The sequence below is a fragment of the Cupriavidus basilensis genome, from assembly GCF_029335485.1.
In the GTDB taxonomy this organism is placed as follows: Bacteria; Pseudomonadota; Gammaproteobacteria; order Burkholderiales; family Burkholderiaceae; genus Cupriavidus; species Cupriavidus basilensis_E.
The window spans coordinates 24,522-47,220 of record NZ_JARJLM010000349.1 but is presented as its reverse complement, the minus strand read 5'-3'; the positions used below and the strand labels follow the sequence as shown (position 1 = coordinate 47,220).

Below are 22,699 nucleotides of genomic sequence, written 5' to 3'. Positions count from 1 at the left end.
CGGTTCCCGGCGGACCGTAGATCAGCACATTGACGCCGCAGGCGTGCTGCCGCGTGGCGTTCGCCAGCAGCGCCGACAGGTAACGTGCATCGGTCTCCACATGCGGATAGTCGCCGGTGCCCAGCGTAGGCGCCGCCGCCGGCCGCGTGAAGACCGCCATCATCTCGGCCTCGTTCGCGTAGTTGCCGAGCAGCACGTGCAGCAAGCGATCCGACAGCCGCATCAGGTCGCCGAGATCCGTCACGCTGTTCTCGGGCAAGGGCTGCTCGATCAGGTTGAGCGTCTCCAGGCGAGAACCGGGCCGTAGCGAGGCCGCCACCGCGCCCGGGCTGGCGCCGGTCAGCCCGGCCAGGATCTGGAAGGCCTCCTGGCTGTGCGCCACCTTGCAATCCACCATTACCGCGCGCAGGTCGCGCTTGTATTTGGCCAGCGCCGCGTACAGCAGCAGCTTGCGTTCGTGCTCCGGCAGGTCGAGCACATGGCTGAGCATGTCGATATTGCGCACCAGCAGCACGCGCTCGCCATCCAGGCGCGCGGCCAGCGACGCCGCCGACACATCGAACACGGCGAACATGTCCTTGGCGTGGTGCTTGACGTACTCGTCAAGGTAGTAGAACAATGCGCTTTCGTCGAAGGCGCTGTTCCATTGCCCGTGCCGCTCCAGAAACTCCTCGGGCGTCAGCCGCGCGGCGCCCTTCCAGGCCGGCATATCGGCGCAGCGCGCCGCCAGAAAACGCTGGACGCGCAGCACCACGCCATAGGGCCAGACCATTTCCTGGGCACTGACGGTCAGTATGTCGTTGATGTTGCTGCGCAGATTGAAGCGCGGCCCCAGCGCGCACACCACGCGCAAGGCGAACTGGGCGCACATCCAGTCAAGCGCGGAGGTGCCTGGCGTGCCGGCAGTGGCATGCAGGAGCGTAGAGCTGTCGTCTTCGGCGAAACGGGTGAAGTCCATGGCCTGGTCCTCTCGCACGGGGGAGCGCCGTGGCCGGCGCGGCGAATTGCTCTTCTTTTCCTATGCTAGCGCGCTTTGTGGCAGATCGGACATTGCCGGCAACCCTGTGCCGTGCGAGAACGCGCATTTTGCCGCAGGGCCGGGAACACTGGGGCAACCGGCGGTCAAATCGGCGTATAAAGACGGCTGCGCGCTGACGAACCATGCGTTGCACAAAAATGCCACCAAATAAGAATCATTATCGTTTATACTTGCCCCCTGACACGCTGCCTCGAGAGCGGCGCTCCCACCGGCATCCCTGTTGAAGGAGCGTTTATCATGGAATTGCTGCTTAGCTTGCTGGTCGGTTGTGGCATCTCGCTGATCCTGTTCTATCGCAAATAGGCCCTATCGCTAATAAAGCCGGCGCAGTGCCAGTTCGCCGACATCTGCTGTTTTCTCATGTTCGATCAACGTTTTTTAAAGATCACGCTCGCCGTCCTGCTGTTTCACGCCGGCCTGCTTTACCTGATCCAGAGCGGCCTGGGGCGCAAAATCACGGAGGCCGTGATTTCGCCGGAAATCGTCGCCCGCATCATCCCGCTCGAACCGCCCCAGAAGCCCGCCGAGACGCCAAAGCCTCAGCCGGAAGCACCGCCCAGGCAGGTCAAGATCACCAAGCCCATCCCGCCGCAGCCACAGCCGCGCCCGACGCCGACGCCGGTGGCTTCGCTGCCGCCTACGCCCAATGCCGTGGAAGCGCCGCCGGCGCCACCCGCACCGCCCGCGCCACCTGCACCCGCACCCGAGCCGCCAGCACCGGCCGCGGCGGCTGCGCCGCGCACGATCGGTGCTGGCGAGATACAGTGCGAACAACCGCCGCCCGTGTACCCGAAACAGGCACAGCGCGTGGGCGAAATGGGCAAGACCACGGTGCGCATCACGCTCGATGAGACTGCCAAGCCCGTCAAGACCGTCGTGACCGTTTCGAGCGGGTCAAGCCGCCTGGATCAGGCCGCACTGGATGCTGCCAAGCGGATCCGCTGCAAACCCTATGTGAACAATGGCCGAGCCGAGACAGTCAACGTGCTCCAGCCGTTCAACTTCGAACTCAACTGATTTCAATACCGACCTCACCAGGAACCATCATGCAGGACCTCGGACTCTCTCACCTCTGGACGCAAGGCGATTTCGTCATGCGTGCCACCGCCATCATTCTGCTCATCATGTCGCTGGCTTCGTGGATCGTGATTCTCACGAAGGCGTGGGATCTGTTCCGGCTCAAGAAGATGGCGCACGGCGCTGAAAAGCAGTTCTGGCATTCCGACGATTTCGATCATGCGCTCGAAACGCTCGGCAGCAGCGACGCCAACCCGTTCCGCACGCTCGCCGTGACCGGCAAGGAAGCCGCGCAGCACCATCGCGCCAGCCAGCCGCAATTGCACGACGTGATGGACATCTCGGACTGGATCACCCGCTCGCTCAAGAGCGCCATCGACGAGGCCGTCGCCCGCATGCAATCGGGCCTGGCCGTGCTGGCCTCGGTCGGTTCCACCGCGCCGTTCGTCGGCCTGTTCGGTACCGTGTGGGGCATCTATCACGCACTGATCGGTATCGGCGCCTCCGGCGTGCCGACCATCGACAAGGTGGCCGGCCCGGTGGGCGAGGCACTGATCATGACCGCCTTCGGCCTGGCCGTGGCCATCCCCGCGGTGCTCGGCTACAACGCGCTGAGCCGGGGCAACAAGGGCGTGATCTCGAAGCTCAACCGCTTCGCCCATGACCTGCATGCCTACTTCATCACCGGTGCCCGCGTGCGCCCGGTCAGCAACCGCGCCGGCGCCGACGACAATGGCGTGCGCCTCGCCGTCAAGAACCAGTAAGGCCGCAGCAACGCAACAAGGAAGTCATCATGGCATTCGGCACACTAGATTCGGACGATGACGAAGTAATGAGCGAAATCAACATGACGCCGCTGGTCGACGTCATGCTGGTGCTGCTGATCATCTTCATCATCACCATCCCGGTCATCAACCACGCGGTCAAGATCGACCTGCCGCGCGCGACCAACACGCCCAACGATCCCAAGCCGCAGAACATCAACGTATCGATCGACGCCGGCGGCAAGATCTTCTGGAACCAGAGCGAAGTGGACGAGCCCACGCTCGAAGCCAACATCGCCCAGGCCGCGCAACTGCAACCGCAGCCGGAACTGCACCTGCGCGCCGATCGCGCCGTGCGCTACGAGTTCGTGGCCGAGGTGATGGCCGCCGCGCAGCACGGCGGGCTGGGGAAGATTGGCTTTATTACCGAGCCAAAGCACTGACGGCGGCAGCGCGTCGCGCCATGCGGCACCGACATGCCGCATGCGCGGGAAGATCGAAAAGGGCACTCCATGGAGTGCCCTTTTCGTTTGCCGGAGCCGCTCGCGGTATGCATTGCAGCGAAGCGGGATGCTGCTATGGGACGCGCAAGCAGAGACTGAAAAAGTCTATTGTAATGATAACGGTTCTCATTTAATATGAGATCACCTTGAACCCGGTCTTGTCAGTACGCAGTCCCGCGTGCCGCCACAGACCATCGGACCGGAGCCTGCCGATGAGCACCCTGCCGCTGCCGCAACCGCATGTCACCCGCCGCCGTCTTTCCCTGCGCCGGGTCGAAGTCACACCCAACAAGTCCCATCAGGCGCGGCGCGAGAGCCCGGCCAGCGCGGCGATCGAATCGATGAAATCCGCCGTGGCTGCCTTGCCCGCCCGGCTCGAAGCCCTGGTGCGCGACAGCCTGCCCGCCGCGCCGGCAGGCAACGCAGTCCCCCTGGACACGCTGATGCGCGGCAACAACCTGCTGCCGATCCTGCACAATGGCGAGGTCTATACCCTGCGCATCACGCGCTATGGCAAGCTGATCCTGACAAAATGAGATCGTCGCGTGCCCGCGTCAGCGACACGCGGAGGTTCGGCTTGCACAAGCGCCCTCCCCCGCAAGGCAATGGCCATGCAGGCGGAAACGATGTGATGACGAAAGGGCGCGAGGGAGGAAGCATCTCCAGCCACCGGAACCGGCAGCCCGGCGGCGAAGCCTTCCGGCGGGCTCCGGTCTTGGGCAAGGCAATGCTTTCGATGCGCAATCAGAAACTAGCGGTGCACCAGTGAGCCAGGCTCATTGCCGCACCGCGACCTGCCTTGCTGCGCAGGCCTGGCTCAGACGCCCAGGGCGGCAATGCCGGCGCGCGCGATCTGCGCGTCTTCGGTCGATTTCACGCCAGATACGCCTACCGCGCCGACCACCTGGTCATTGACGACGATGGGCACGCCGCCCTCCAGCATGCCTTGCAGCACGGGGGCGGTCATGAACGAGTGGCGGCCGTTGTTGATCATGTCTTCATAGACCTTCGACTCGCGACGGCCCAGCGACGACGTACGTGCCTTCTCGGTGGCGATGTAGCCGGAGATCGGCGCAGCGCCGTCCAGGCGCTGCAGCGCCAGCAGGTGACCGCCATCGTCAACGATGGCAATCGAGACTGCCCATTGGTGATTCTTGGCTTCGACCTCGGCCGCGGCCAGCACCTTCTTCACATCATCTGCCGTCAGCACGGTTTTCTGCTGCATACCACTCTCCTCGAATATCAGTTCGGTGAATCAGTTCAATGAGCCGGAAGTATAGCGCGCCAGGGCCCGCGGCATGACCACGGCCGGGCCCGCCAGGCGGCCAGATCCCTGCGCACCGCCCAAGCAAAAGACCCGCACCAGGCGGGTCTTTTGCTTATGCAGAGCGTTGCTTCCTGCAAGTGCCGGCGCCCTCAGGGCCCGCGAACCTGCATAGCGCGGGTTCAGGCTCCGTCGCTGAACTGGTCGCGGCGATCGCCAACCTTGGCGCCATCGGTGAACGGGTCCACCTTGCCCATCTTGGCGCCATCGGTGAAGGGGTCCACCTTGCCCATCTTCGCGCCGTCGGTGAAGGGATCTACCTTGCCCATCTTGGCGCCGTCGGTGTAAGGGTCTGCCTTGGCGATACCGGCGGCAAATGCGGAGGCGGAGAGTGCGGACAGGGCGGTCAGTGCTGCGATCGCTACCAGGCTATTCTTGATCTTCATGGTCGGATTCACTTGGGAATACTGTGTGCTGGAGAGGGCACCAGATGTCAGAGCTTTGTGGAATCTTGTCATCACGGTGTCACAGCGAGAGTATAAGTGGAAACCCTAATAACGATATAAGCATCCGTTTGATCTGTCCCTTCAAATTTTTTGACCCCATTGGCAACGATGGAACCAATACGCCACACCTGCCTACAGCGCCCCTTCCAGGGGCCACCATAGAAAAAGGCCCCGAAGGGCCCTTTCCCGTGATCTGCGCATGGCAGATCGTTCAGGCTTATCGCCAGTGGCGATGCTCGCGATGCCAGTGCCCCGGCGGCCCATAATAGCCGCGGCCATAGTAGGCCGGACCATAGTAGGCCGGACCGTAATACACCGGGGCCGGCCGCACCACGACAGGCGGCGGGCCATAGTAGACAGGCGCCGGCGCCATCACCACCGGGGGCGCGGCAACATAGGCCGGCGGCGGGTAGTAAGCCGGACCGCCGACGACAACGCCAGGCAGGCCGATGCCCACGCCAATGCTCACATGGGCCATTGCCGCACCCGATGCCAGCCCCCCGAGCAAAGCGAGTCCTGCGAGCAACCAACGTTTCATGATCCTTGCCTCTTGCAAGTCGTTATTCGATAAACCGTATTGTAGATTCCTGGGAAAATCCAGGTGAAACCGCAGGCTCAACATTGTTACCAGGCGTAACAAGCGCCACTTGCCCATGCAAGCTGCCGTATGGCCCGGCCATATCGCTGCAAACGCCGCGCGGAGCTTGCATCACCGCGCCCAACCGACCACAATACCGGGCTTGCCGTGCGGCCGTGGAGAAATTGGTAGACTCAGCAGACTTAAAATCTGCCGCCTTTACGGGCTTACGGGTTCGACCCCCGTCGGCCGCACCAGCATCCATCCCGCCGTGGTACGCCCTTCCCGGCCAGAGGGCCGCGGCCATCGCCGATGGCACGGCCCATGTTCTGGACCACGCCCCCAGTCACTTCCCCTCTGCGCACCAGGGCGCGGGCTCAGGCCACTGCCGCGCACAGCAGCGCGCCGCTGACCATCAGGAACAAGAACAACAGCCCAGCCAGCAGCAGCGGCTTGCGCCCGGCGCGCAGCAAAGTGCCGATCCGGGTATGCAGCCCGATAGCCAGCATCGCGCAGGCCAGCAGCCAGTTGTCGAAGGCCAGCAGCGAGGGCTTCCACTCCTGCGGCACAAGGCCGGCAGAATGCACCGCCATCACCGCCACGAAACCCACCGCGAACCACGGCACCGCTTTCAGGATGGCACCCCATGGCCGCTCTGCGCGGCTCTTCTGGCCTTCCGCGCCCCCCTTCGGCCACAGCGCCAGTACCAGCAGCAGGGGACCCAGCGCCAGCACACGCACCATCTTGGTCACCACAGCGGCATCCGCAGTGGCATCGCTGACCATCTTGCCGGCCGCTATCACCTGCGCCACTTCATGCAGCGTCGCGCCGGTGTAGATGCCGAACACGCGCTCGCTGACTGCCCAGTGCAAGTGCTGTGTCGCCAGCTCGAAGAGATACGGATAGAGCAGCATCCCCGCCGTGCCGAACAGGACCACGGTGGCCACCGCAACCGCGGTCTGGCGGTCATCCGTGCGCACCACAGAGGCCACCGCGATGGCCGCGGCGGCACCGCAAACCGCGCTGCCCGCGCTGACCAGGATGGCTTCGCGGCGTGTCAGCCCCAGCAGCGAGGAGCCGATCCAGATCCCCACCAGCATTGTCGATACCAGCATGACCAGCGGCACCAGCACGCCAGCCGGACCGAGGTCGATGATGGCGCCGAAGGTCAGGCGCAGGCCATACAGTGCCACGCCGAGCCGAAGCAACTGCTGGCGAGCCAGCTGCATGCCCGGCCCCAGCGGGGTCAGCCAGCGCTGGGGCAAGGTGTTGCCCGCAACCATGCCGGCAAACATGGCCAGCGTCAGCGCGCTCATGCCAAGCTTGGCGATGGCCGGGTGCGCCGAGAAGACCATGGCCAGCCAGGCGATAAAACCCAGCGGCACCAGCGTCAGGAGCCGGGTGGACCAGGAGGGCGGCGCGATGCCGAGACTGACGGCTGGGGACGACGGAGTGGATGACATGGCAAGGGTCCTGCCCCTGCGGCCTGGCGGCTTCGGGGCGTATGTTGATCATGTCCCGAGGGTACTGAGCAGGCGAAAACCTGTAAAACAGGTAATATCGCTATACATTACCTGAAATACAGATATGACCCAGCGCCCCCTTCGCCTGACCTTGCGCCAGCTCTCCGTCTTCGTCGCGGTCGCGCAGCATGGCAGCACCGTCGCCGCCGCCGACGCACTGGCAATGTCGCAATCCGCGGTCAGCGCCGCGCTGGCGGATCTCGAGGGCGCGCTGGGCGGTGCCCTGTTCGACCGGGTCGCGCGCCGACTGAGCATCAACGAGACCGGCAGGCTGTTTTTTCCGCGTGCGCTTTCGCTGCTGGATCAGGCACATGAACTCGAGCGCTTCACCGTCCAGCCCGGCGTGCAGCTGCGCATTGCCGCCAGCAATACCATCGGCAGCTATATCCTGCCGGGCCTGCTAGCGGGATTTCGCAACGCGCAAAACGGCTCTTGCGCACTCGACATGCGCATCGGCAACACGCGTGACGTTCTGCAGGCGCTGCTGCAGTTCGAGGCCGATATCGGTCTGATCGAGGGCACTTGCCACGAGCGCGACCTGCGCAGCGCGCACTGGCGCGACGATGTCATGGTGGTGGTGGTGGGCCCAGCCCATCCCCTCGCCAGGATGCCCGGCGACCTCGCCGCTCTGCGGGATGCCGACTGGGTCGTGCGCGAGCCCGGCTCGGGCACGCGGGAAATCATCGAACAACGCCTGGCGCCGCTCCTGGGGGAGTTGCGCTTTGCGCTGGAACTCGGCAATACCGAAGCGATCAAGCGCGCCGTGATGAGCGGCTTCGGCGTGAGCTGCCTCTCGCTGCAGGTCGTGGAAGACGAATTGCAGCGTGGCACGCTGGTGGCGCTGCGCGAGGGCCTGCCCGAGGTGGTCAGGCCGCTGCAGCTCGTGGTCCACCAGGACAAGTATCCCACGCAGGGCCTGCTGGCCTTTACCGAGTATCTGCGGCGCGAGGCCGTGGCGGCGGCCGGCCGCTGAGCCGCTGCGACGGGCTGCCGGCACTCAAGCCGGCTGCGGATCGCCCTCGCCCTCGCCCTCCTGCTTGGCGGTGTAGCGGTCAAGCATGTAGAACAGCAGCGGATTCAGCACGATGGACAGCAGCGCACCGGCCAGGATCAGGGCCTGGCCACGCTCCGGCAGAATCTTGAGGTAGACGCCGAGACCGGCAAGAATGAAGGAGAACTCGCCGATCTGCGCCAGGCTGACGGCGATGGTCATGCCGGTACGGGTGGAATGCCCGAACGCCCGCACGATGCAGAGGGCCGCAACCGATTTGCCCACCACGATGATGAACAGCGTAGCCAGCACACCCCAGGGATCGGTGATCAGCACCATGGGATTGAACAGCATCCCGACCGAAACGAAGAACAACACCGCGAATGCATCGCGCAGCGGCAGCGATTCCTCGGCCGCGCGATGGCTGAATTCGGATTCCGCCAGGACCATGCCAGCAAAGAAGGCGCCGAGCGCAAAGGACACGCCGAACAGGGAATAGGCACCAAAGGCCACGCCCAGTGCCGTGGCCAGCACCGCCAGCCGGAACAGCTCGCGGCTGCCGGTCCAGACGATGCGCTCCAGCATCCACGGAATGAAGCGCCGGCCGATCACCAGCATCACGGCAACGAAGGCGGCTACCTTGCCCAGGGTGGATAGCACGGTCAGCAGGATATCGCCCGAACTGGCCGCGGCGCCCCCCGAACCGGCCTCCCCGGCCGGCGCAAGCAAACCCGCGAGCGCCGGCAACAGAACCAGCGTCAGCACCATCGCCAGGTCCTCCACGATCAGCCAGCCCACCGCGATCCGCCCCTGCGGCGACTCCACCAGATTGCGCTCTTGCAAAGCCTTCAGCAGCACCACCGTGCTCGCCACCGAGAGTGCAAGCCCATAAACCAGGCCAGGCCCCCACTCCCACCCAAAGCCCCAGGCCACGCCCATGCCCAGCACGGTAGCAATGGCGATCTGCACCACCGCGCCGGGGATGGCGATCTTCTTCACCGCCATCAGGTCCTTGAGCGAGAAATGCAGGCCGACCCCGAACATCAGGAGAATCACCCCGAGCTCCGCCAGTTCGGGAGCCAGCGCCTGATCCGCGGTGTAGCCAGGCGTGTGCGGGCCGACCACGATGCCCGCGCACAGGTAGCCGATCAGCGGGGGCAGCTTGAGCCGGTTGGCCAGCGCACCCAGAATGAAGGCCAGGACAAGACCGCCGACAATGGTGCTGATAAGCGGGGTAGCGTGATGCATGCGTGCAGGGTTCCTCGTGGGTGGCCATGATGGCGTTGACTGGATAACCCCGCCCACCCCCAAACACAGCTGCAACGGGGACACGAAGCACGGCCTCCGTAGCAGCGTGAAACGCCGGGCAGGGACCAAGGGAGCCGCACTGATTCAGGGAAAACGGGAACGGGAGTCTTGCAGCAGCGCAGGGGCTTCAGCGGGCCGCCGGTCCGTTCGGACGACGATGGCACGCCGTTCAGGCCAGATGCATCCTGAACGCCCCGCGAAGACTACGCTATGGAATGTAACACGATCGCCGCTGCGGCAATGCGAGGAATCGAAGGAGGATATGCCCGCTCATAGCGCTTCGGAGTCATCGGGCGGCGTTCGCCTGCAGCGGGGACCGGCACCGCAAGCCATTACGCGCGACCGCCATGCACGGGCGCCAAGGCGGACGGCACCGGCGCGCTAGTTCACGGTCACGCGGAAAGTCGCCACCGTATCGCGTAGCTTGTGAGCCTGTTCGTCCAGCGACTGCGCAGCGGCGGCCGCCTGCTCCACCAACGCGGCGTTCTGCTGGGTAACCTGGTCCATTTGCCCCACAGCCTGGTTGACCTGCTCGATCCCCGTGCTCTGCTCCCTGGAGGCCGCGGCGATCTCGCTGATGATATCGGACACTTTCTTCACGGCCTGCTGGATCTCGCTCATGGTTCGTCCGGCATCTTCAGCCTGTGCCGAGCCCGTGCGCACGGTATCGACTGATGTGTCGATCAAATCCTTGATCTCCTTGGCGGCGCTGGACGAGCGCTGCGCCAGGCTGCGCACTTCGCCGGCCACCACCGCGAAGCCACGACCCTGCTCCCCGGCACGCGCCGCCTCTACGGCGGCATTGAGCGCCAGGATATTGGTCTGAAACGCGATGCCTTCGATCAGGTTGGTAATTTCCGCGATCCGTGTGGAACTGATGTTGATTGCGCCCATGGTATCCACCATCTGCTGTACCGCCGTGCTGCCGTGCTTCGCCACATCCGCTGCACTGTCCGCCAGGCCACTGGCCCGCCGTGCGTTGTCGGCATTCTGCCGCACCGTCGCGGTCAGTTCCTCCAGGCTGGCGGCCGACTGCTCGAGCGACGCCGCCTGCTGCTCGGTGCGCGACGACAGATCCGAATTTCCCGCCGCTATCTGATGCGCCGCAGTGCTCACTGAATCGGTCGACAGGCGCACTTCGCGCAGCGCTGATGCGACCCGCTCGATCAACTGGTTGAACGCCATCGCCGTGCGCCCGATCTCATCCTTGTGTTGCACCGAGGCACGACGGTCCAGGTCCAGCGAATCGCTGACATAGTGCAGCGTCTCCTCGATGTCCGCCAGGCTGCCATGGATGCGGCGATAGAGCGAGTAGCCCATCGCACCGCTGGCGAGCAAGGCTGCGGCAATGATCACAGAAACCAGGGTCAGCGCCAGTTCGTACGCCTTTTGGTTGCTGCCGACCACTTGCTCACCCAGCCCGGCGTTGTAGGCGACGTGCTCGTTGATGGCGGTGCGCAGAGCGGTAAGCGCCGCCGGCAGCGCGCCACCCGTCAGCATGCCCCGCGCTGTCCCGACATCGCCGGCCGCGAGCAGTTCCATGAAGCGCTCCCGTTCCGCACGAAAGCGCTTCATGATGGCAAGGTCGGCTTCAAGCATCCTGGCATCGGTTTCGTCGGAAATATCGCTGCGCGCATAGGCGGCAGCGATGCTGTCAAAATCCTGGTCGGCCTTCGCCAGTTCTGCCACGGCTTGCGCACGCCCACTCGCTTCCGCCGACATGGCGTAAGCATGGAGCGACGTAGGCATGCCATTGACGATGGCCCGCAGGTCGCTCAGCGAGCGCACACTGACCAGCGTGTTTTCATTGAAGTAGGTAAAGCGCCCCTGCGACTCGCGCAGTTGCCAGATACCGCCGATGCCGGCGGCAAGCATGGCGAACAAGGCCAGCGACAAGGTGACCAGTAAGCGTTGGGTGATATTCATTGCGCATTCTCGGCGCGCACGGGCGCGCCACTCCTGCAAAGAGGGATGATGGAATGACGCTTGCGGGCGGCTGGCGCACCAGTTGCCCCATCACCCGCGAGCCCAGACAAATCTGCTTTGGAAGCGCGCTTGCAACATCTCCGGATCCGGCGAGCCGTCTTTTGAACAGCCCCTCCTACGCCTTTACGGCAGCCCGCGAAAAAGCTGAAGCAAAATCGGGAGAAAACGGGAAATAGGCGATGATATTAGGAGTATTCCTAAATTTAGAAGACGATCCGCTTGTTTCGGCGAAATCCCGGGCTCAACCCATTTGCCTTGCAAGCCGCGCCTGACCGCGATCGCGCCATCGCCGCACCCGCCCGGACGTTGAGACCACCATCGGTCATGAGGCTGAATGCGCGCAGACGAAAGCTCGAACCGTGTGCCAAGCCACAAATCCGTGGGACTTCTGGCGGATACCTCCGATGGCGGCACTTACCTGGCCTTACGCCTCGAACGGCAGTACAACCTCGGCGTGATCTTTACCGAAGAGCCGGATGGCACGTTCTTGCCGGAAGTGGATGTACGCCTGCGGCGGCATGACAAGGTACTGGCGGCGATCCAGGCTACGGGCCCGCGTTGCCTTGTTCAAACTGCCGCCCGACTACCGTGTGGAAGCCACCTGCAAGGAACGTACGCAATACGTGATCATGGAGGCTGGCTCCATGGGGACGGGCATACGTTGGTGACTTGAGCCAGAAAGCAAAAAGCGCCACCGGTTAGGGTAGCGCTAAGTGCTTGAATACCTGGAGGCGGGGGTCGGAATCGAACCGGCGTACACGGCTTTGCAGGCCGCTGCATGACCACTCTGCCACCCCGCCGGGTGACTTGCTGCTGGATTGTAGCCGCATTCGCCTGACCCTGCCCGGGCCTGCGCACTACCATCACAAACAAAAAGGGAAGCGCTGCTTCCCTTTGGGACTGGAGCGGGAGACGAGGCTCGAACTCGCGACCTCAACCTTGGCAAGGTTGCGCTCTACCAACTGAGCTACTCCCGCATTTACCACCTGAACGACTTCACTACTCTTCGAGCTACCCCGGAAGCATACGGCACAGGCCGACATTTTCCGGATACAGCGGAAACCTGGAGCGGGAGACGAGGCTCGAACTCGCGACCTCAACCTTGGCAAGGTTGCGCTCTACCAACTGAGCTACTCCCGCAGGATCCTTCCAACTTCTTGCTTAAAACGCAACTTCTGCATCGATACTGCCGACAACTCGCTGCGTTTCTGCTGCTTTTCGCTTCGTTCGGTTTGTTTCGTCAGAAGCGAGAACAGGATTATTGCAAACCAGCACCCCGTTCGTCAAGCATCTTTTTCATCAAATTCTCATTTTTGTGCGGTGGCCTCCGCGCTCATGCCACTGCGCTCGCGAATCTGCGGCCACGCCAGCTTCATGTAATAGAACATGGACCACAGGGTCAGCACTGCCGCCACATAAATCAGCCATGCGCCCAGCACCGATGCGTCGACGATACCGAACAGGCTGTCGTTGAAGAGCAGCAGCGGTATCGCGATCATCTGGAACGTGGTCTTTAGCTTGCCGAGGAAATTCACCGCCACGCTCTTGGAAGCGCCGATCTGCGCCATCCACTCGCGCAGCGCCGAGATAGTGATCTCGCGCCCGATGATCACCAGCGCGATCAGGTCGGCCACCCGGCCGAGCGCCAGCAGGGACAGCAGCGCCGCAGCCACCATCAGCTTGTCGGCCACCGGATCGAGAAAAGCACCGAACGACGAAGTCTGGTTCCAGCGCCTGGCCAGGAAGCCATCCAGCCAGTCGGTGACCGCCGCAATAATGAAGAAACCGGCCGCCGTCATGTTCTTGGCATGCATTGGCAGCCAGGCCTCCGGCAGGTAGTACACACCCACCACGAGGGGAATCATGGCGACACGAAGCCAGGTCAGCAGGATCGGTATATTCAGCGGCATGGGGGCTCGGAGCGAGTCAACGGCAATGGGCAACCCCGAGATTGTCGCCTATTTCAACCGGGACCGAGCATTTCCCGCCACGCAGCCTGCGGAATTGGCCCGATCCGCCGCCCTGGTCAATGCAGCTGCCGATAGATTTCCTCGGCCAGCGCATGAGAGATGCCGTCGACGCTGGCCAGCTCGTCGATGCTGGCAGCCATCACGCCGCGCAAGCCGCCGAAGCGCGTCAGCAGCTTCTGGCGACGGCGGGCCCCGACTCCCTCGATCTCCTCCAGCCGCGAGGTAGTACGTGTCTTGGCGCGGCGCGCGCGCATGCCGGTGATGGCGAAGCGGTGCGCCTCGTCGCGGATTTGCGCGACCAGCATCAAGGCTGCGCTGCCCTGCCCCAACTCAAGTGACGGACGGCCATCGGCGAACACCAGGGTTTCCAGCCCGACCTTGCGGCCCTCGCCCTTGGCCACGCCGACCAGCAGGCCGATATCCAGGCCGAGTTCCTCGAACACCTGGCGCGCCACCTCCACCTGCCCCTTGCCGCCATCGATCAGGACCACAGTCGGCATCTGCGCCAGCGCGCCGGACGCACCGCCCTGCACGCCATCGGGACCCGCCTCCTGCGCCTGCTCCAGCAATTCCACCAGTTTCTGGTAGCGCCGCGTGAGCACCTGGCGCATGGCCGCGTAGTCGTCGCCAGGCGTGATGTCCTGGATGTTGTAGCGGCGGTATTCGGCGTTCTGCATCTCGTGATGGTGGAAGACCACGCACGAAGCCTGCGTTGCCTCGCCGGCGGTATGGCTGATGTCGAAGCACTCGACCCGCAGCAGCGCCAGGTCCTCCATATCGATGCCGATGGTTTCGGCCAGCGCGCGCGTGCGGGCTTGCTGGCTGCCCTGCTCGGCGAGGCGCCGCGACAGCGCCAGCGCCGCGCCCTGCTGGGCCATTTCGAGCCAGGCGCGGCGCTGCCCTTGCGGCTGACGGACCAGCGTGACCTTGCGTCCCGCCTGCGTCGAAAGCGCCTGCAGCAACGCGGTATCGGGAGGCACGTGACTGACCACCAGGATTGGCGGCACCGCCTGGTCCAGGTAGTGCTGGGCCAGGAAGGCGGACAAGACCTCGGCGGCAATGCGTTCGACCGGTATCCCGGCCGGCGCGGCAGCCGTCACCGCGCCCTGTCCTTCGCTTTCGCCCGCCGCTCCGGCCTCCACCACTTCGCTCACACCGGCCTCGTCATCGTCGCCCCCGACGATCATCGCCCCTTCTTCGACGTGCGCGGGGAAATAGGCCTTGTCGCCCAGGTGCCGGCCGCCGCGCACCATCGCCAGGTTGACGCAGGCGCGGCCGCCCTCCACCGCCACCGCCAGGACGTCGATATCGCTGGACTGGCCCACCTCTTCCACCGCCTGCCGCTTGAGCACGGTGGACAGCGCGCCGATCTGGTCGCGCACGGCCGCGGCCTGCTCGAATTCGAGCCGGCCCGCATGCTCCTCCATCTTCGCCTGCAAGCCTTCGAGCACCTCGCTCTGGCGGCCCTGCAGGAAGCGCGCCGCGTTGCCCACGTCGCGCGCGTAGTCCGCCTCGCTGATGGCGCCCACGCAAGGACCGGTGCAGCGATGGATCTGGTGCAGCAGGCACGGCCGCGTGCGGTTGGCGAAGACGGTGTCCTCGCAGGTGCGCAACTGGAACACCCGCTGCAGGATCTGCATGCTTTCCCGCACGGCGTGCGCGCTCGGGAACGGCCCGAAATACTGGTGCTTGCGATCGGTGGCGCCCCGGTAATAGGCCATGCGCGGGAAGCGGTGACCGGTCAGCTTGACGAACGGATACGACTTGTCGTCACGGAACAGGATGTTATAGCGCGGCGCCAGCGCCTTGATCAGGTTGTTCTCCAGCAGCAGCGCCTCGGCCTCGGTGCGCACGACGGTGGTGTCGATGCGCACGATCTTGGCAACCATCATGGCGATGCGCGGCGATAGCAGCGTCTTGCTGAAATAGCTCGAGACACGCTTCTTCAGGTCGCGCGCCTTGCCTACGTAAAGGACATTGCCGTTCGCATCGAAGTAGCGGTAGACGCCGGGCAGGCCGGGCAATTGCGCAATCACCGCCTTGGCGTCGAACGGCGTCTCGGGCAATGCCTCGCCCGCCTGGCCAGGCAGTGCTTCGGGCTCGGCGGCGGCCCGCGTGTCTTGATCGTGGGGTTCTGGTTCCTGCTGGGACATCGGTAGCGAATTGACCGTGAGATGGCCCGCGACGCGCGTGGCCGACGGGGCCACTTCGCAACAGGCTCTAAAATCGCAAGTTTAGAGCAATTCCTTGCCGACTCGCGCCACCATGCCCGCCTACTCCGATCGCGCCATCCGTTCCTGGGACATCTTCTGCACCGTCATCGACAATTTCGGCGATATCGGCGTCTGCTGGCGTCTGGCGCGGCAACTGGCGCAAGAGCATGGCCACGCCGTGCGCCTGTGGGTGGACGATTTCCCCAGCTTTGCGCGCCTTGCGCCCGGTCTCGATACCGGCGCAGCCCAGCAGGAGCTGGCCGGCGTGACGATCCGCCCATGGCAGCGCACGGACCAGGAAAGTGCGCAGGAAAGCGCCAGGCGCTTCGCGGGTATCACGCCGCACGACGTCGTGATCGAGTCCTTCGCCTGCGACCTGCCGGAGCCCTTCCTCGACGCCATGGCCATACGCGAGCCAAAGCCTCTCTGGATCAACCTCGAGTACCTGAGCGCGGAGCCGTGGGTCAGGGAGCATCACGGTATGACCTCGCCCCATCCGCGCCTGCCACTGCTCAAGCATTTCTTCTTCCCCGGCTTCGAGCCGGGCACCGGCGGGCTGCTGCGCGAGACGATGCTGGGTGCGCAACGCGAGCACTTCCGCTCCAGCCCCGCGGCCCAGGCCGCACTCTGGCACCGGCTGGGCTTCCAGCCTGTCGGAGGTGCCCTGAAAGTCAGTCTGTTCGCCTATCCCAACGATGCCCTGCCCGCCCTGCTGGCGCAATGGCGGGATGGGCCGGAACCGGTGCAGTGCCTGGTCCCGGCAGGCCTTGCCGCGCGGCAGGCAAGCATATGGGCTGGCGCCACCGGCTGCGAGCCTGGCAACTCGTTCTCGAGCGGCAACCTGACCCTGCAGGTGGTGCCCTTCGTGCGCCAGGAGCACTACGACGAACTGCTCTGGCTGTGCGATCTCAATTTCGTGCGTGGCGAAGATTCGTTCGTACGCGCGCAGTGGGCCGGGCGTCCCTTCGTCTGGCATATCTATCCCCAATCCGACGACGCGCACCGGATCAAGCTCGATGCCTTTCTAGCCCTTTTCCGCCAGCGGCTGGAACGAACAGGACAAACAGAGGCGGAAAATGCACTTACCAGTTTCTGGCACAGCTGGAATGGGGGCAATGAATCACCCGAATGGCCGGCATTGCGCGTACATCTGGCCACATTGGCAGACGCCGCCGAGCAGTGGCAGCGCAGCCTGCAGCACCTGGGCGACCTGGCGGCAAATCTGGCGGCCTTTTGCGAAAATCAGGTAAAATAATGGGTTGATTTGATGGCGACCGGGTCCGGAAGACGGGGGTAGCTGCGCAAACGGTTGTCCGCGGCATGGGCCGCGGCGCAAACAGCGCGGCATCTGAGCTTTAACCCTGGGCTTGAACCTGGGCTTTATAAGCCTGAGCATAAGGGGCATGGGCCGCGCGCATGGCTGCATTTTGCGCCATATGCCGGCAGCGCGCCTTCGCCACACCGAATTCCGAGACATTCTTTTTCAGGAAAACAGTTCAGATGAAAACCGCACAAGAACTCCGCGTCGGCAACGTGTTCATGATCGGCACCGACCCGATGGTCGTGCAGAAGGCTGAGTACAACAAGTCGGGCCGCAACTCCGCCGTGGTCAAGATGAAGTACAAGAACCTGCTGACGGAAGCCCCGGGCGAATCCGTCTTCAAGGCTGACGACAAGTTCGAAGTCGTGATGCTGGAGCGCCGCGAATGCACCTACTCGTACTTCGCCGACCCGATGTACGTGTTCATGGACACCGACTTCAACCAGTACGAAGTCGAGCAGGACAGCATGGGCGACTCGCTGAACTACCTCGAAGACGGCATGAACGTCGAAGTGGTGTTCTACAACGACAAGGCCATCTCGGTTGATATGCCGACCACCCTGGTCCGCGAGATCATCTACACCGAACCGGCCGTCAAGGGCGACACCTCGTCGGGCAAGGTGCTCAAGGGCGCCAAGATCAACACCGGCTTCGAACTGCAAGTGCCGCTGTTCTGCAATATCGGCGACAAGATCGAAATCGACACCCGTACCGGCGAATACCGCAGCCGCGCCAACTAAGCGCAGCTTGTTCGCCGCCATCCCCAGCGGATGGCGCAGCGGGAAAAGGGCAGCTTCGGCTGCCCTTTTGTATTTCCCGTATGCCGGACCACCCCGCCCTTCAGGCTTCAGGCTATCAGGTCATGCGCCTTGAGCACGCGCAGCGCCGCGGCGTACTCCGGCTCCTGCATCAGCTTGTTCCACTCCAGCGGCTTGCGGCGCCCGAACAGGCGGCGGATGCGGCGTTGCGACGCCTTGCCGATGGCAACGTCCAGTTCGCCCAGCAACTGGTCGGCGCGCTCCGGGTGATTGCAGATCAGCACCATGTCGCAACCTGCGCCCAGGGCGGCACGCGCCGCCTCGGTCACGGTGCCGGCCACGCTCGCGCCCTCCATGCTCAGGTCATCGCTGAAAATCACGCCTTCGAAGCCGAGCTGGGTGCGCAGGATGTCCTGCAGCCAGAAGCGCGAGAAACCGGCGGGGTGCGGGTCCACCTTCGGGTAGATCACATGCGCCGGCATCACCGACGTCAGTGCCATGCCCATCCAATCGTAGGGCCGCGCGTCCTGGGCCAGGATCTCGTCCAGCCCGCGCTCGTCGACCGGCACCGCCACGTGTGAATCCGCGGCAACGAAACCATGCCCGGGGAAATGCTTGCCGCAGTTCGCCATGCCGGCCAGCAGCAGGCCGTGGGTCAGGTGATTGGCCAGCATCGTCACCACGCGCGGATCGGCATGGAAGGCGCGATCGCCGATCACGGCGCTGAGGCCGTAGTCCAGGTCCAGCACCGGGGTGAAGCTCAGGTCGATATCGCAAGCGCGCAGTTCGGCCGCCAGGACATAGCCGCAGCTCACCGCGGCCTTGGTCGCCGCCAGCACATCGCGCTCCCACAGCTCGCCCAGCCGCGCCATGGCCGGCAGATGCGTGAAGCCATCGGTCTTGCAGCGCTGCACCCGGCCGCCCTCGTGATCGATGCAGATCAGCACGTCCTCGCGCACCGCGCGGATTTCATGGGTGAGTGCCTGCAGTTGCGCGCGCGACTCGAAGTTGCGCGCGAACAGGATCACGCCGCCGGTGAGCGGATGGGAAATGCGGCGGACATCGTCCGCATCGAGGTGCTTGCCTTTGACGTCGAGTACTACCGGACCCGGCCGTTTGCCGGAAATCTTCTTGATCATTTCAAATCTTCGCTAGGCTGGGGGGGGGAGCGGCAGGCCGGCGCGCACATCGGCGCCGCCAAGCTCGGCGATCGCAAAGGCGACCGCATAATCGTGTTCGTCGCTGACACTGACCCGCACCGTCACACCGCGTTCCCGCAGCCAGGCGTCCAGTTCGCCATGGCAATGCGGATACGGCTCGCCGGAGGGCAGATTCAGCAGTTCCATCGCGCGCCATGTCATCGGCCAGCGCATGCCCAGCCCGACCGCCTTCGAGAAGGCCTCCTTGGCGGCAAAACGCGTGGCGAGGAAGGCGAGGCCGCGCTTCTCGGAGCGCGCCTTGCGCGCGTGGTATTTCTGGAGTTCCTGGGGACCGAGCACCTTCTCGGCAAAGCGGCCCTGCGTGCGTTCCATCACGCCCTGCACGCGGTCGATCTGGATGATGTCGGTGCCGATGCCGTAGATCACGCTGCGGCGCCCGGACGCGGATAGGTGGTGCCGAGCCGCGCCGCCACCATGATGGCCTTCATCTCGCGCACGGCGTTCTGCCAGCCTACAAAGACCGCGTGCGCAACAACGGCGTGACCGATATTCAGTTCCTTGATGCCATGCAGCGCGGCGACGGGCTGCACATTCGTGTAGTGCAGCCCATGGCCGGCATTGACCACCAGGCCGAGCCGCACGCCGGTGTCGACGCCTTCGGCCACGCGGCGCAACTCGGTAGCCTGCCCGGCCTCGGTATGTGCGTCGGCATAGCGCCCGGTGTGCAGTTCCACCACCGGCGCGCCGCAGGCGGCGGCGGCTTCGATCTGCTCGGCCTGCGCATCGATAAACAGCGAAACGCGGATGCCTGCGCCGGCAAGCTGGCCACAGGCTGCCTTCACCTGCTCGAAGCGCCCCGCCACATCCAGGCCACCTTCGGTGGTGACTTCCTCGCGCCGCTCGGGCACCAGGCAGACATCCTGCGGGCGGATCTCGCAGGCGATGTCGAGCATTTCCTGGGTGATGGCGCACTCCAGGTTCATGCGCGTGGCCAGCAGCGGGCGCAGGGCGCGCACATCGGCGTCGCGGATATGCCTGCGGTCCTCGCGCAGATGCAGCGTGATCAGGTCGGCGCCGGCCTGCTCGGCCTGCAGCGCGGCCTGGATCGGATCGGGATAGACCGTGCCGCGCGCATTGCGCAGCGTGGCCACGTGGTCGATGTTGACGCCAAGGTCGATGACGCCGGGATGCGCGTGGAAAATCATGCGAAAGGGGCTCGAAAGCTCAGAGATATTGCAGGTCGATCAGGATCTGGCGCGTCTTCAGCGGCGCGCCTTGCAGATAATAATGCAGCAGGAAGCGCATCAGGGCACGACTTTGCGTGACAGTTTGTGTCCGGCGATAGTCGTCCTGCGACATGTCGAGCAGCGTCTGCCCGGACACCACCGGCCACGACGACGGATCGCTGGCCTGCGCGCGGCGCACGCCGCGCTCGGGCTGGTAGACATAGTCCAGCCCCGGCTCGACCGTCTCGCCGGAGTTGGCGCATTGATCGAAAGCGACCGCAAAGCCGGTTTCCTGCAGCAGCACGCGCTCGAAGCCACGCAGCACCAGTCCGGCCTGTTCGCCATGCGCGAGCCGCGTCAGCGTGGCCATGTACTGGCGGAACAAGGCAACGTGGGCGTCTTCGCGGGCGCAGAAACGCAGCAGCAATTCGTTGAGATAGAAACCGGAGAGCAAGGCGTCGCTCGCCAGCGGCAACAGGCCGCCGACCCACTCCGCGCGCGTCAGCGTCTTGACCTCGCCGCGTCCGCTCCATGACAGGGAGATCGGCTGGAAATGCTGCAGCACCGGGCGCAGCGCCGAATGCGGGCGCTTGGCGCCCTTGGCCACCATGGCCACGCGGCCATGATCGCGCGTGAACACGTCGAGGATCAGGCTGGTTTCGCGATAGGGCCAGGCATGCAGCACGAAGCCGGGCTGGTTGGCCACACGCAGTTCGGTGCGCGCCGGCACGATGCGCAGCGCGCGATCCATCATCGCGCGCTGCTCGGCCACCTCCATGCCGGGCACGGCGCGGCTGTCCAGCAGTTCGGCTGCTTCTTCCACTACCGGATCAATGCGGCGGGCCTTCAGGGCAGGCCCGCCCGCTCTGTCATTCATAGCCGTAGGCGCGCAATCCAGCTTCGTTGTCGGCCCAGCCGCTCTTCACCTTGATAAACATCTCCAGGTAGACCTTGCCATCGAACAGCTTCTCCATATCGATGCGGGCTTCGGTGGAAATGGTCTTGAGCTTGGCACCCTTGTGGCCGATGATCATGGCCTTGTGCCCGTCACGTTCGACCAGGATGGTGGCAAACACGCGGCGCAGCCGGCCTTCGGTCTCGAACTTGTCGATGATGACCGTGCTGGTGTACGGCAACTCGTCACCGGTCCAGCGGAACACCTTCTCGCGGATGATCTCGGAAGCCAGGAAGCGCTCGCTGCGATCGGTCATGGAGTCGGCATCGTACATCGGCTCGCCTTCCGGCAGATAAGGCCGGATGATGCCCAGCAGGCGGTCGATGTGGTCGTGGGTCTTGGCCGACATCGGCACCACTTCCGCGAACTGGAACTGGTGCCCCATTTTTTCCAGGAAGGGCATCATCACCTCGGCGCGGTCCGCGCCAAGGCGATCGAGCTTGTTGGTGACCAGCAGCACCGGCACCTTCTTCGGCAGCAGCGACAGCACCTTCTCGTCGTCGGCGCCATAGTAGCCCGCCTCCACCACGAACAGCACCAGGTCCACGCTCGACAGGGTCGAGGTGACGGCACGGTTGAGCGAGCGGTTCAGCGCGCTGGCATGGCGCGTCTGGAATCCCGGCGTATCGACGAACACATACTGGGCGTCATCGGTGGTCTGGATGCCGACGATGCGATGGCGCGTGGTCTGCGCCTTGCGGGAGGTGATGCTGATCTTCTGGCCAACCAGCGCATTCATCAGCGTGGACTTGCCGACGTTGGGACGCCCGACAATGGCCACGGTGCCGCAGCGGAATGCCGCAGAAGGGGTACCCGCGGCTTCTTGCCGCGGATCGTTAGATTCGGTCATTCCTTCAACCTGAGAGACAACTGGGGATCGGGCGGCACCGGTTGCTTGCGCGTCTTGCCGGTGCGCTCGGCCCGGCTGCGCTTGAGCAACTGGGGCACGAGCTTTTGCACCTCGTCGAGTGCCAGCTTGGCGGCGGCCTGCTCGGCGGCACGGCGCGACGCGCCGGTTCCGAACACCCGCACTTCCAGTTTAGGCACGGTGCACTCGACTTCAAACTGCTGGTTATGCGCGGCGCCATGTGTGGCGATCACGTTATATTGCGGCAAGGCGATCTTGTGGCCTTGCAGGTACTCCTGCAGGAGCGTCTTGGCATCCTTGCCAAGCGTGCGCGGGTCCACCTGCTCCAGGATGGGGATGTAGAGCTTGCGGATCAGGGTGCGCGCACCCTCGAAGCCGGCATCGAGGAAGACGGCGCCGACGATCGCTTCCAGCGCGTCGGCGAGAATCGAAGGACGGCGGAAACCGCCGCTCTTCAGTTCGCCCTCGCCCAGGCGCAGCGACTCGGACAGCTGCAGCATCTGTGCGATCTCATACAGCGCCTGCTGCTTGACCAGGTTCGCGCGCACGCGGGACAGATCGCCTTCGTCGAGCTTGCTGAACATGCCATACAGCATATCGGCCACGGCGCAGTTCAGCACCGAATCGCCCAGGAACTCCAGGCGTTCGTTGTGCATGGCACTATGGCTGCGGTGCGTCAGCGCCTGCTGCAGCAATTCTGGCTTGCTGAAGCGGTAGCCGAGGCGTTGCTGCAAGGCGTCGAGGTTCATG

At 64.4% G+C, this 22,699-nt stretch carries 21 protein-coding genes, 4 tRNA genes and 1 pseudogene; 8 read left to right on the top strand and 18 right to left on the bottom strand.

Features of this window, described 5'->3' with window-relative positions:
* Positions 1-958 (bottom strand): annotated as a pseudogene (locus P3W85_RS20565) (ATPase); the annotation flags it as partial.
* A 441-nt stretch (positions 959-1,399) separates the two neighbouring features.
* On the opposite strand from P3W85_RS20565, the gene P3W85_RS20560 reads away from it, so the two are divergent.
* The 4 genes from P3W85_RS20560 (at position 1,400) to P3W85_RS20545 (ending at position 3,859) form a co-directional block, all read left to right on the top strand.
* Positions 1,400-2,056: an energy transducer TonB gene (locus P3W85_RS20560; RefSeq protein WP_276266144.1), complete on the top strand. Its 657-nt coding sequence runs from the start codon at positions 1,400-1,402 to the stop codon at positions 2,054-2,056.
* 29 nt (positions 2,057-2,085) lie between these two features.
* Complete coding sequence (locus P3W85_RS20555; RefSeq protein ID WP_276266143.1) at positions 2,086-2,820, top strand: MotA/TolQ/ExbB proton channel family protein; 735 nt, start codon at positions 2,086-2,088, stop codon at positions 2,818-2,820.
* 29 nt (positions 2,821-2,849) lie between these two features.
* The gene (locus P3W85_RS20550; RefSeq protein WP_017229365.1) at positions 2,850-3,263 is read left to right on the top strand and encodes an ExbD/TolR family protein; all 414 of its coding nucleotides are present in this window, start codon (positions 2,850-2,852) and stop codon (positions 3,261-3,263) included.
* Between the two features lie 272 nt (positions 3,264-3,535).
* The gene (locus P3W85_RS20545; RefSeq protein ID WP_017229364.1) at positions 3,536-3,859 is read left to right on the top strand and encodes a hemin uptake protein HemP; all 324 of its coding nucleotides are present in this window, start codon (positions 3,536-3,538) and stop codon (positions 3,857-3,859) included.
* Positions 3,860-4,140: 281 nt separating this feature from the next.
* Here the strand turns inward: P3W85_RS20545 and P3W85_RS20540 are convergent, their stop codons facing one another.
* From P3W85_RS20540 to P3W85_RS20530, 3 genes are all read right to left on the bottom strand, one after another.
* Positions 4,141-4,548, bottom strand: coding sequence for a heme-binding protein (locus P3W85_RS20540; RefSeq protein WP_017229362.1), 408 nt, complete (start codon positions 4,546-4,548; stop codon positions 4,141-4,143).
* Positions 4,549-4,769: 221 nt separating this feature from the next.
* Positions 4,770-5,033, bottom strand: a complete 264-nt coding sequence (locus tag P3W85_RS20535; RefSeq protein WP_017229361.1) for a hypothetical protein — start codon at positions 5,031-5,033, stop codon at positions 4,770-4,772.
* 277 nt (positions 5,034-5,310) lie between these two features.
* On the bottom strand, positions 5,311-5,631 hold the full coding sequence (locus P3W85_RS20530) for a hypothetical protein (RefSeq protein ID WP_035815098.1): 321 nt from the start codon (positions 5,629-5,631) through the stop codon (positions 5,311-5,313).
* Between the two features lie 209 nt (positions 5,632-5,840).
* On the opposite strand from P3W85_RS20530, the gene P3W85_RS20525 reads away from it, so the two are divergent.
* Positions 5,841-5,927: transfer RNA gene (locus tag P3W85_RS20525), tRNA-Leu, on the top strand.
* Between the two features lie 120 nt (positions 5,928-6,047).
* Here P3W85_RS20525 and P3W85_RS20520 read toward each other — a convergent pair.
* Positions 6,048-7,133 carry a YeiH family protein gene (locus P3W85_RS20520; protein ID WP_276266142.1) on the bottom strand — a complete coding sequence of 362 codons (1,086 nt, stop codon included), beginning with the start codon at positions 7,131-7,133 and terminating at the stop codon, positions 6,048-6,050.
* Positions 7,134-7,257: 124 nt separating this feature from the next.
* On the opposite strand from P3W85_RS20520, the gene P3W85_RS20515 reads away from it, so the two are divergent.
* Complete coding sequence (locus P3W85_RS20515) at positions 7,258-8,166, top strand: LysR family transcriptional regulator (protein WP_276266141.1); 909 nt, start codon at positions 7,258-7,260, stop codon at positions 8,164-8,166.
* Positions 8,167-8,190: 24 nt separating this feature from the next.
* Here P3W85_RS20515 and ybaL read toward each other — a convergent pair whose 3' ends face one another.
* From ybaL to uvrC, 7 genes are all read right to left on the bottom strand, one after another.
* Positions 8,191-9,432 (bottom strand): YbaL family putative K(+) efflux transporter, encoded by a 1,242-nt coding sequence (gene ybaL / locus P3W85_RS20510; RefSeq protein WP_276266140.1) that lies wholly within the window; start codon positions 9,430-9,432, stop codon positions 8,191-8,193.
* Positions 9,433-9,873: 441 nt separating this feature from the next.
* The gene (locus tag P3W85_RS20505) at positions 9,874-11,418 is read right to left on the bottom strand and encodes a methyl-accepting chemotaxis protein (protein ID WP_276266139.1); all 1,545 of its coding nucleotides are present in this window, start codon (positions 11,416-11,418) and stop codon (positions 9,874-9,876) included.
* Between the two features lie 786 nt (positions 11,419-12,204).
* Positions 12,205-12,278 (bottom strand) — tRNA-Cys (locus P3W85_RS20500).
* Between the two features lie 101 nt (positions 12,279-12,379).
* Positions 12,380-12,455 (bottom strand) — tRNA-Gly (locus P3W85_RS20495).
* An 87-nt stretch (positions 12,456-12,542) separates the two neighbouring features.
* A tRNA-Gly gene (locus P3W85_RS20490) sits at positions 12,543-12,618 on the bottom strand.
* Between the two features lie 167 nt (positions 12,619-12,785).
* The gene (gene pgsA, locus P3W85_RS20485; RefSeq protein ID WP_276266138.1) at positions 12,786-13,388 is read right to left on the bottom strand and encodes a CDP-diacylglycerol--glycerol-3-phosphate 3-phosphatidyltransferase; all 603 of its coding nucleotides are present in this window, start codon (positions 13,386-13,388) and stop codon (positions 12,786-12,788) included.
* A 116-nt stretch (positions 13,389-13,504) separates the two neighbouring features.
* Entirely contained in the window at positions 13,505-15,601 is a 2,097-nt protein-coding gene (gene uvrC / locus P3W85_RS20480; RefSeq protein WP_276266137.1) for an excinuclease ABC subunit UvrC, read from the bottom strand.
* Positions 15,602-15,713: 112 nt separating this feature from the next.
* On the opposite strand from uvrC, the gene earP reads away from it, so the two are divergent.
* Together earP and efp are read left to right on the top strand one after the other, a co-directional pair.
* Positions 15,714-16,916, top strand: a complete 1,203-nt coding sequence (gene earP / locus P3W85_RS20475) for an elongation factor P maturation arginine rhamnosyltransferase EarP (protein WP_276266145.1) — start codon at positions 15,714-15,716, stop codon at positions 16,914-16,916.
* Positions 16,917-17,161: 245 nt separating this feature from the next.
* Positions 17,162-17,722: an elongation factor P gene (gene efp / locus P3W85_RS20470; RefSeq protein ID WP_017229351.1), complete on the top strand. Its 561-nt coding sequence runs from the start codon at positions 17,162-17,164 to the stop codon at positions 17,720-17,722.
* Between the two features lie 107 nt (positions 17,723-17,829).
* On the opposite strand, the gene nagZ is transcribed toward efp, so the two are convergent.
* From nagZ to rnc, 6 genes are read right to left on the bottom strand one after another with little or no spacing between them, the layout of a single operon-like run.
* Positions 17,830-18,879 (bottom strand): beta-N-acetylhexosaminidase, encoded by a 1,050-nt coding sequence (nagZ, locus tag P3W85_RS20465; RefSeq protein ID WP_276266136.1) that lies wholly within the window; start codon positions 18,877-18,879, stop codon positions 17,830-17,832.
* Between the two features lie 12 nt (positions 18,880-18,891).
* Positions 18,892-19,326: a holo-ACP synthase gene (acpS, locus tag P3W85_RS20460; protein WP_276266135.1), complete on the bottom strand. Its 435-nt coding sequence runs from the start codon at positions 19,324-19,326 to the stop codon at positions 18,892-18,894.
* Positions 19,323-20,105, bottom strand: coding sequence for a pyridoxine 5'-phosphate synthase (pdxJ, locus tag P3W85_RS20455; protein ID WP_017229348.1), 783 nt, complete (start codon positions 20,103-20,105; stop codon positions 19,323-19,325). Before pdxJ ends, acpS begins: the two co-directional genes overlap by 4 nt.
* 19 nt (positions 20,106-20,124) lie before the next feature.
* Entirely contained in the window at positions 20,125-21,003 is an 879-nt protein-coding gene (recO, locus tag P3W85_RS20450; protein ID WP_017229347.1) for a DNA repair protein RecO, read from the bottom strand.
* Complete coding sequence (era, locus tag P3W85_RS20445; protein ID WP_276266134.1) at positions 20,996-21,931, bottom strand: GTPase Era; 936 nt, start codon at positions 21,929-21,931, stop codon at positions 20,996-20,998. The genes recO and era overlap by 8 nt, the downstream gene beginning before the upstream one ends.
* Complete coding sequence (gene rnc, locus P3W85_RS20440; RefSeq protein WP_017229345.1) at positions 21,928-22,698, bottom strand: ribonuclease III; 771 nt, start codon at positions 22,696-22,698, stop codon at positions 21,928-21,930. Before rnc ends, era begins: the two co-directional genes overlap by 4 nt.
* Between the last annotated feature and the right edge of the window lies 1 nt (position 22,699).

What these genes read in the sequence shown, in the direction of transcription:
- P3W85_RS20555 (WP_276266143.1), top strand. Translation starts at nt 2,086, where the DNA reads ATGCAGGACCTCGGACTCTCTCACCTCTGGACGCAAGGCGATTTCGTC.
- pdxJ (WP_017229348.1), bottom strand. Translation starts at nt 20,105, where the DNA reads ATGATTTTCCACGCGCATCCCGGCGTCATCGACCTTGGCGTCAACATC.
- nagZ (WP_276266136.1), bottom strand. Translation starts at nt 18,879, where the DNA reads ATGATCAAGAAGATTTCCGGCAAACGGCCGGGTCCGGTAGTACTCGAC.
- ybaL (WP_276266140.1), bottom strand. Translation starts at nt 9,432, where the DNA reads ATGCATCACGCTACCCCGCTTATCAGCACCATTGTCGGCGGTCTTGTC.
- P3W85_RS20550 (WP_017229365.1), top strand. Translation starts at nt 2,850, where the DNA reads ATGGCATTCGGCACACTAGATTCGGACGATGACGAAGTAATGAGCGAA.
- rnc (WP_017229345.1), bottom strand. Translation starts at nt 22,698, where the DNA reads ATGAACCTCGACGCCTTGCAGCAACGCCTCGGCTACCGCTTCAGCAAG.
- P3W85_RS20540 (WP_017229362.1), bottom strand. Translation starts at nt 4,548, where the DNA reads ATGCAGCAGAAAACCGTGCTGACGGCAGATGATGTGAAGAAGGTGCTG.
- P3W85_RS20560 (WP_276266144.1), top strand. Translation starts at nt 1,400, where the DNA reads ATGTTCGATCAACGTTTTTTAAAGATCACGCTCGCCGTCCTGCTGTTT.
- P3W85_RS20505 (WP_276266139.1), bottom strand. Translation starts at nt 11,418, where the DNA reads ATGAATATCACCCAACGCTTACTGGTCACCTTGTCGCTGGCCTTGTTC.
- uvrC (WP_276266137.1), bottom strand. Translation starts at nt 15,601, where the DNA reads ATGTCCCAGCAGGAACCAGAACCCCACGATCAAGACACGCGGGCCGCC.
- P3W85_RS20520 (WP_276266142.1), bottom strand. Translation starts at nt 7,133, where the DNA reads ATGTCATCCACTCCGTCGTCCCCAGCCGTCAGTCTCGGCATCGCGCCG.
- pgsA (WP_276266138.1), bottom strand. Translation starts at nt 13,388, where the DNA reads ATGCCGCTGAATATACCGATCCTGCTGACCTGGCTTCGTGTCGCCATG.
- efp (WP_017229351.1), top strand. Translation starts at nt 17,162, where the DNA reads ATGAAAACCGCACAAGAACTCCGCGTCGGCAACGTGTTCATGATCGGC.
- P3W85_RS20535 (WP_017229361.1), bottom strand. Translation starts at nt 5,033, where the DNA reads ATGAAGATCAAGAATAGCCTGGTAGCGATCGCAGCACTGACCGCCCTG.
- recO (WP_017229347.1), bottom strand. Translation starts at nt 21,003, where the DNA reads ATGAATGACAGAGCGGGCGGGCCTGCCCTGAAGGCCCGCCGCATTGAT.
- P3W85_RS20545 (WP_017229364.1), top strand. Translation starts at nt 3,536, where the DNA reads ATGAGCACCCTGCCGCTGCCGCAACCGCATGTCACCCGCCGCCGTCTT.
- earP (WP_276266145.1), top strand. Translation starts at nt 15,714, where the DNA reads ATGCCCGCCTACTCCGATCGCGCCATCCGTTCCTGGGACATCTTCTGC.
- P3W85_RS20530 (WP_035815098.1), bottom strand. Translation starts at nt 5,631, where the DNA reads ATGAAACGTTGGTTGCTCGCAGGACTCGCTTTGCTCGGGGGGCTGGCA.
- P3W85_RS20515 (WP_276266141.1), top strand. Translation starts at nt 7,258, where the DNA reads ATGACCCAGCGCCCCCTTCGCCTGACCTTGCGCCAGCTCTCCGTCTTC.
- era (WP_276266134.1), bottom strand. Translation starts at nt 21,931, where the DNA reads ATGACCGAATCTAACGATCCGCGGCAAGAAGCCGCGGGTACCCCTTCT.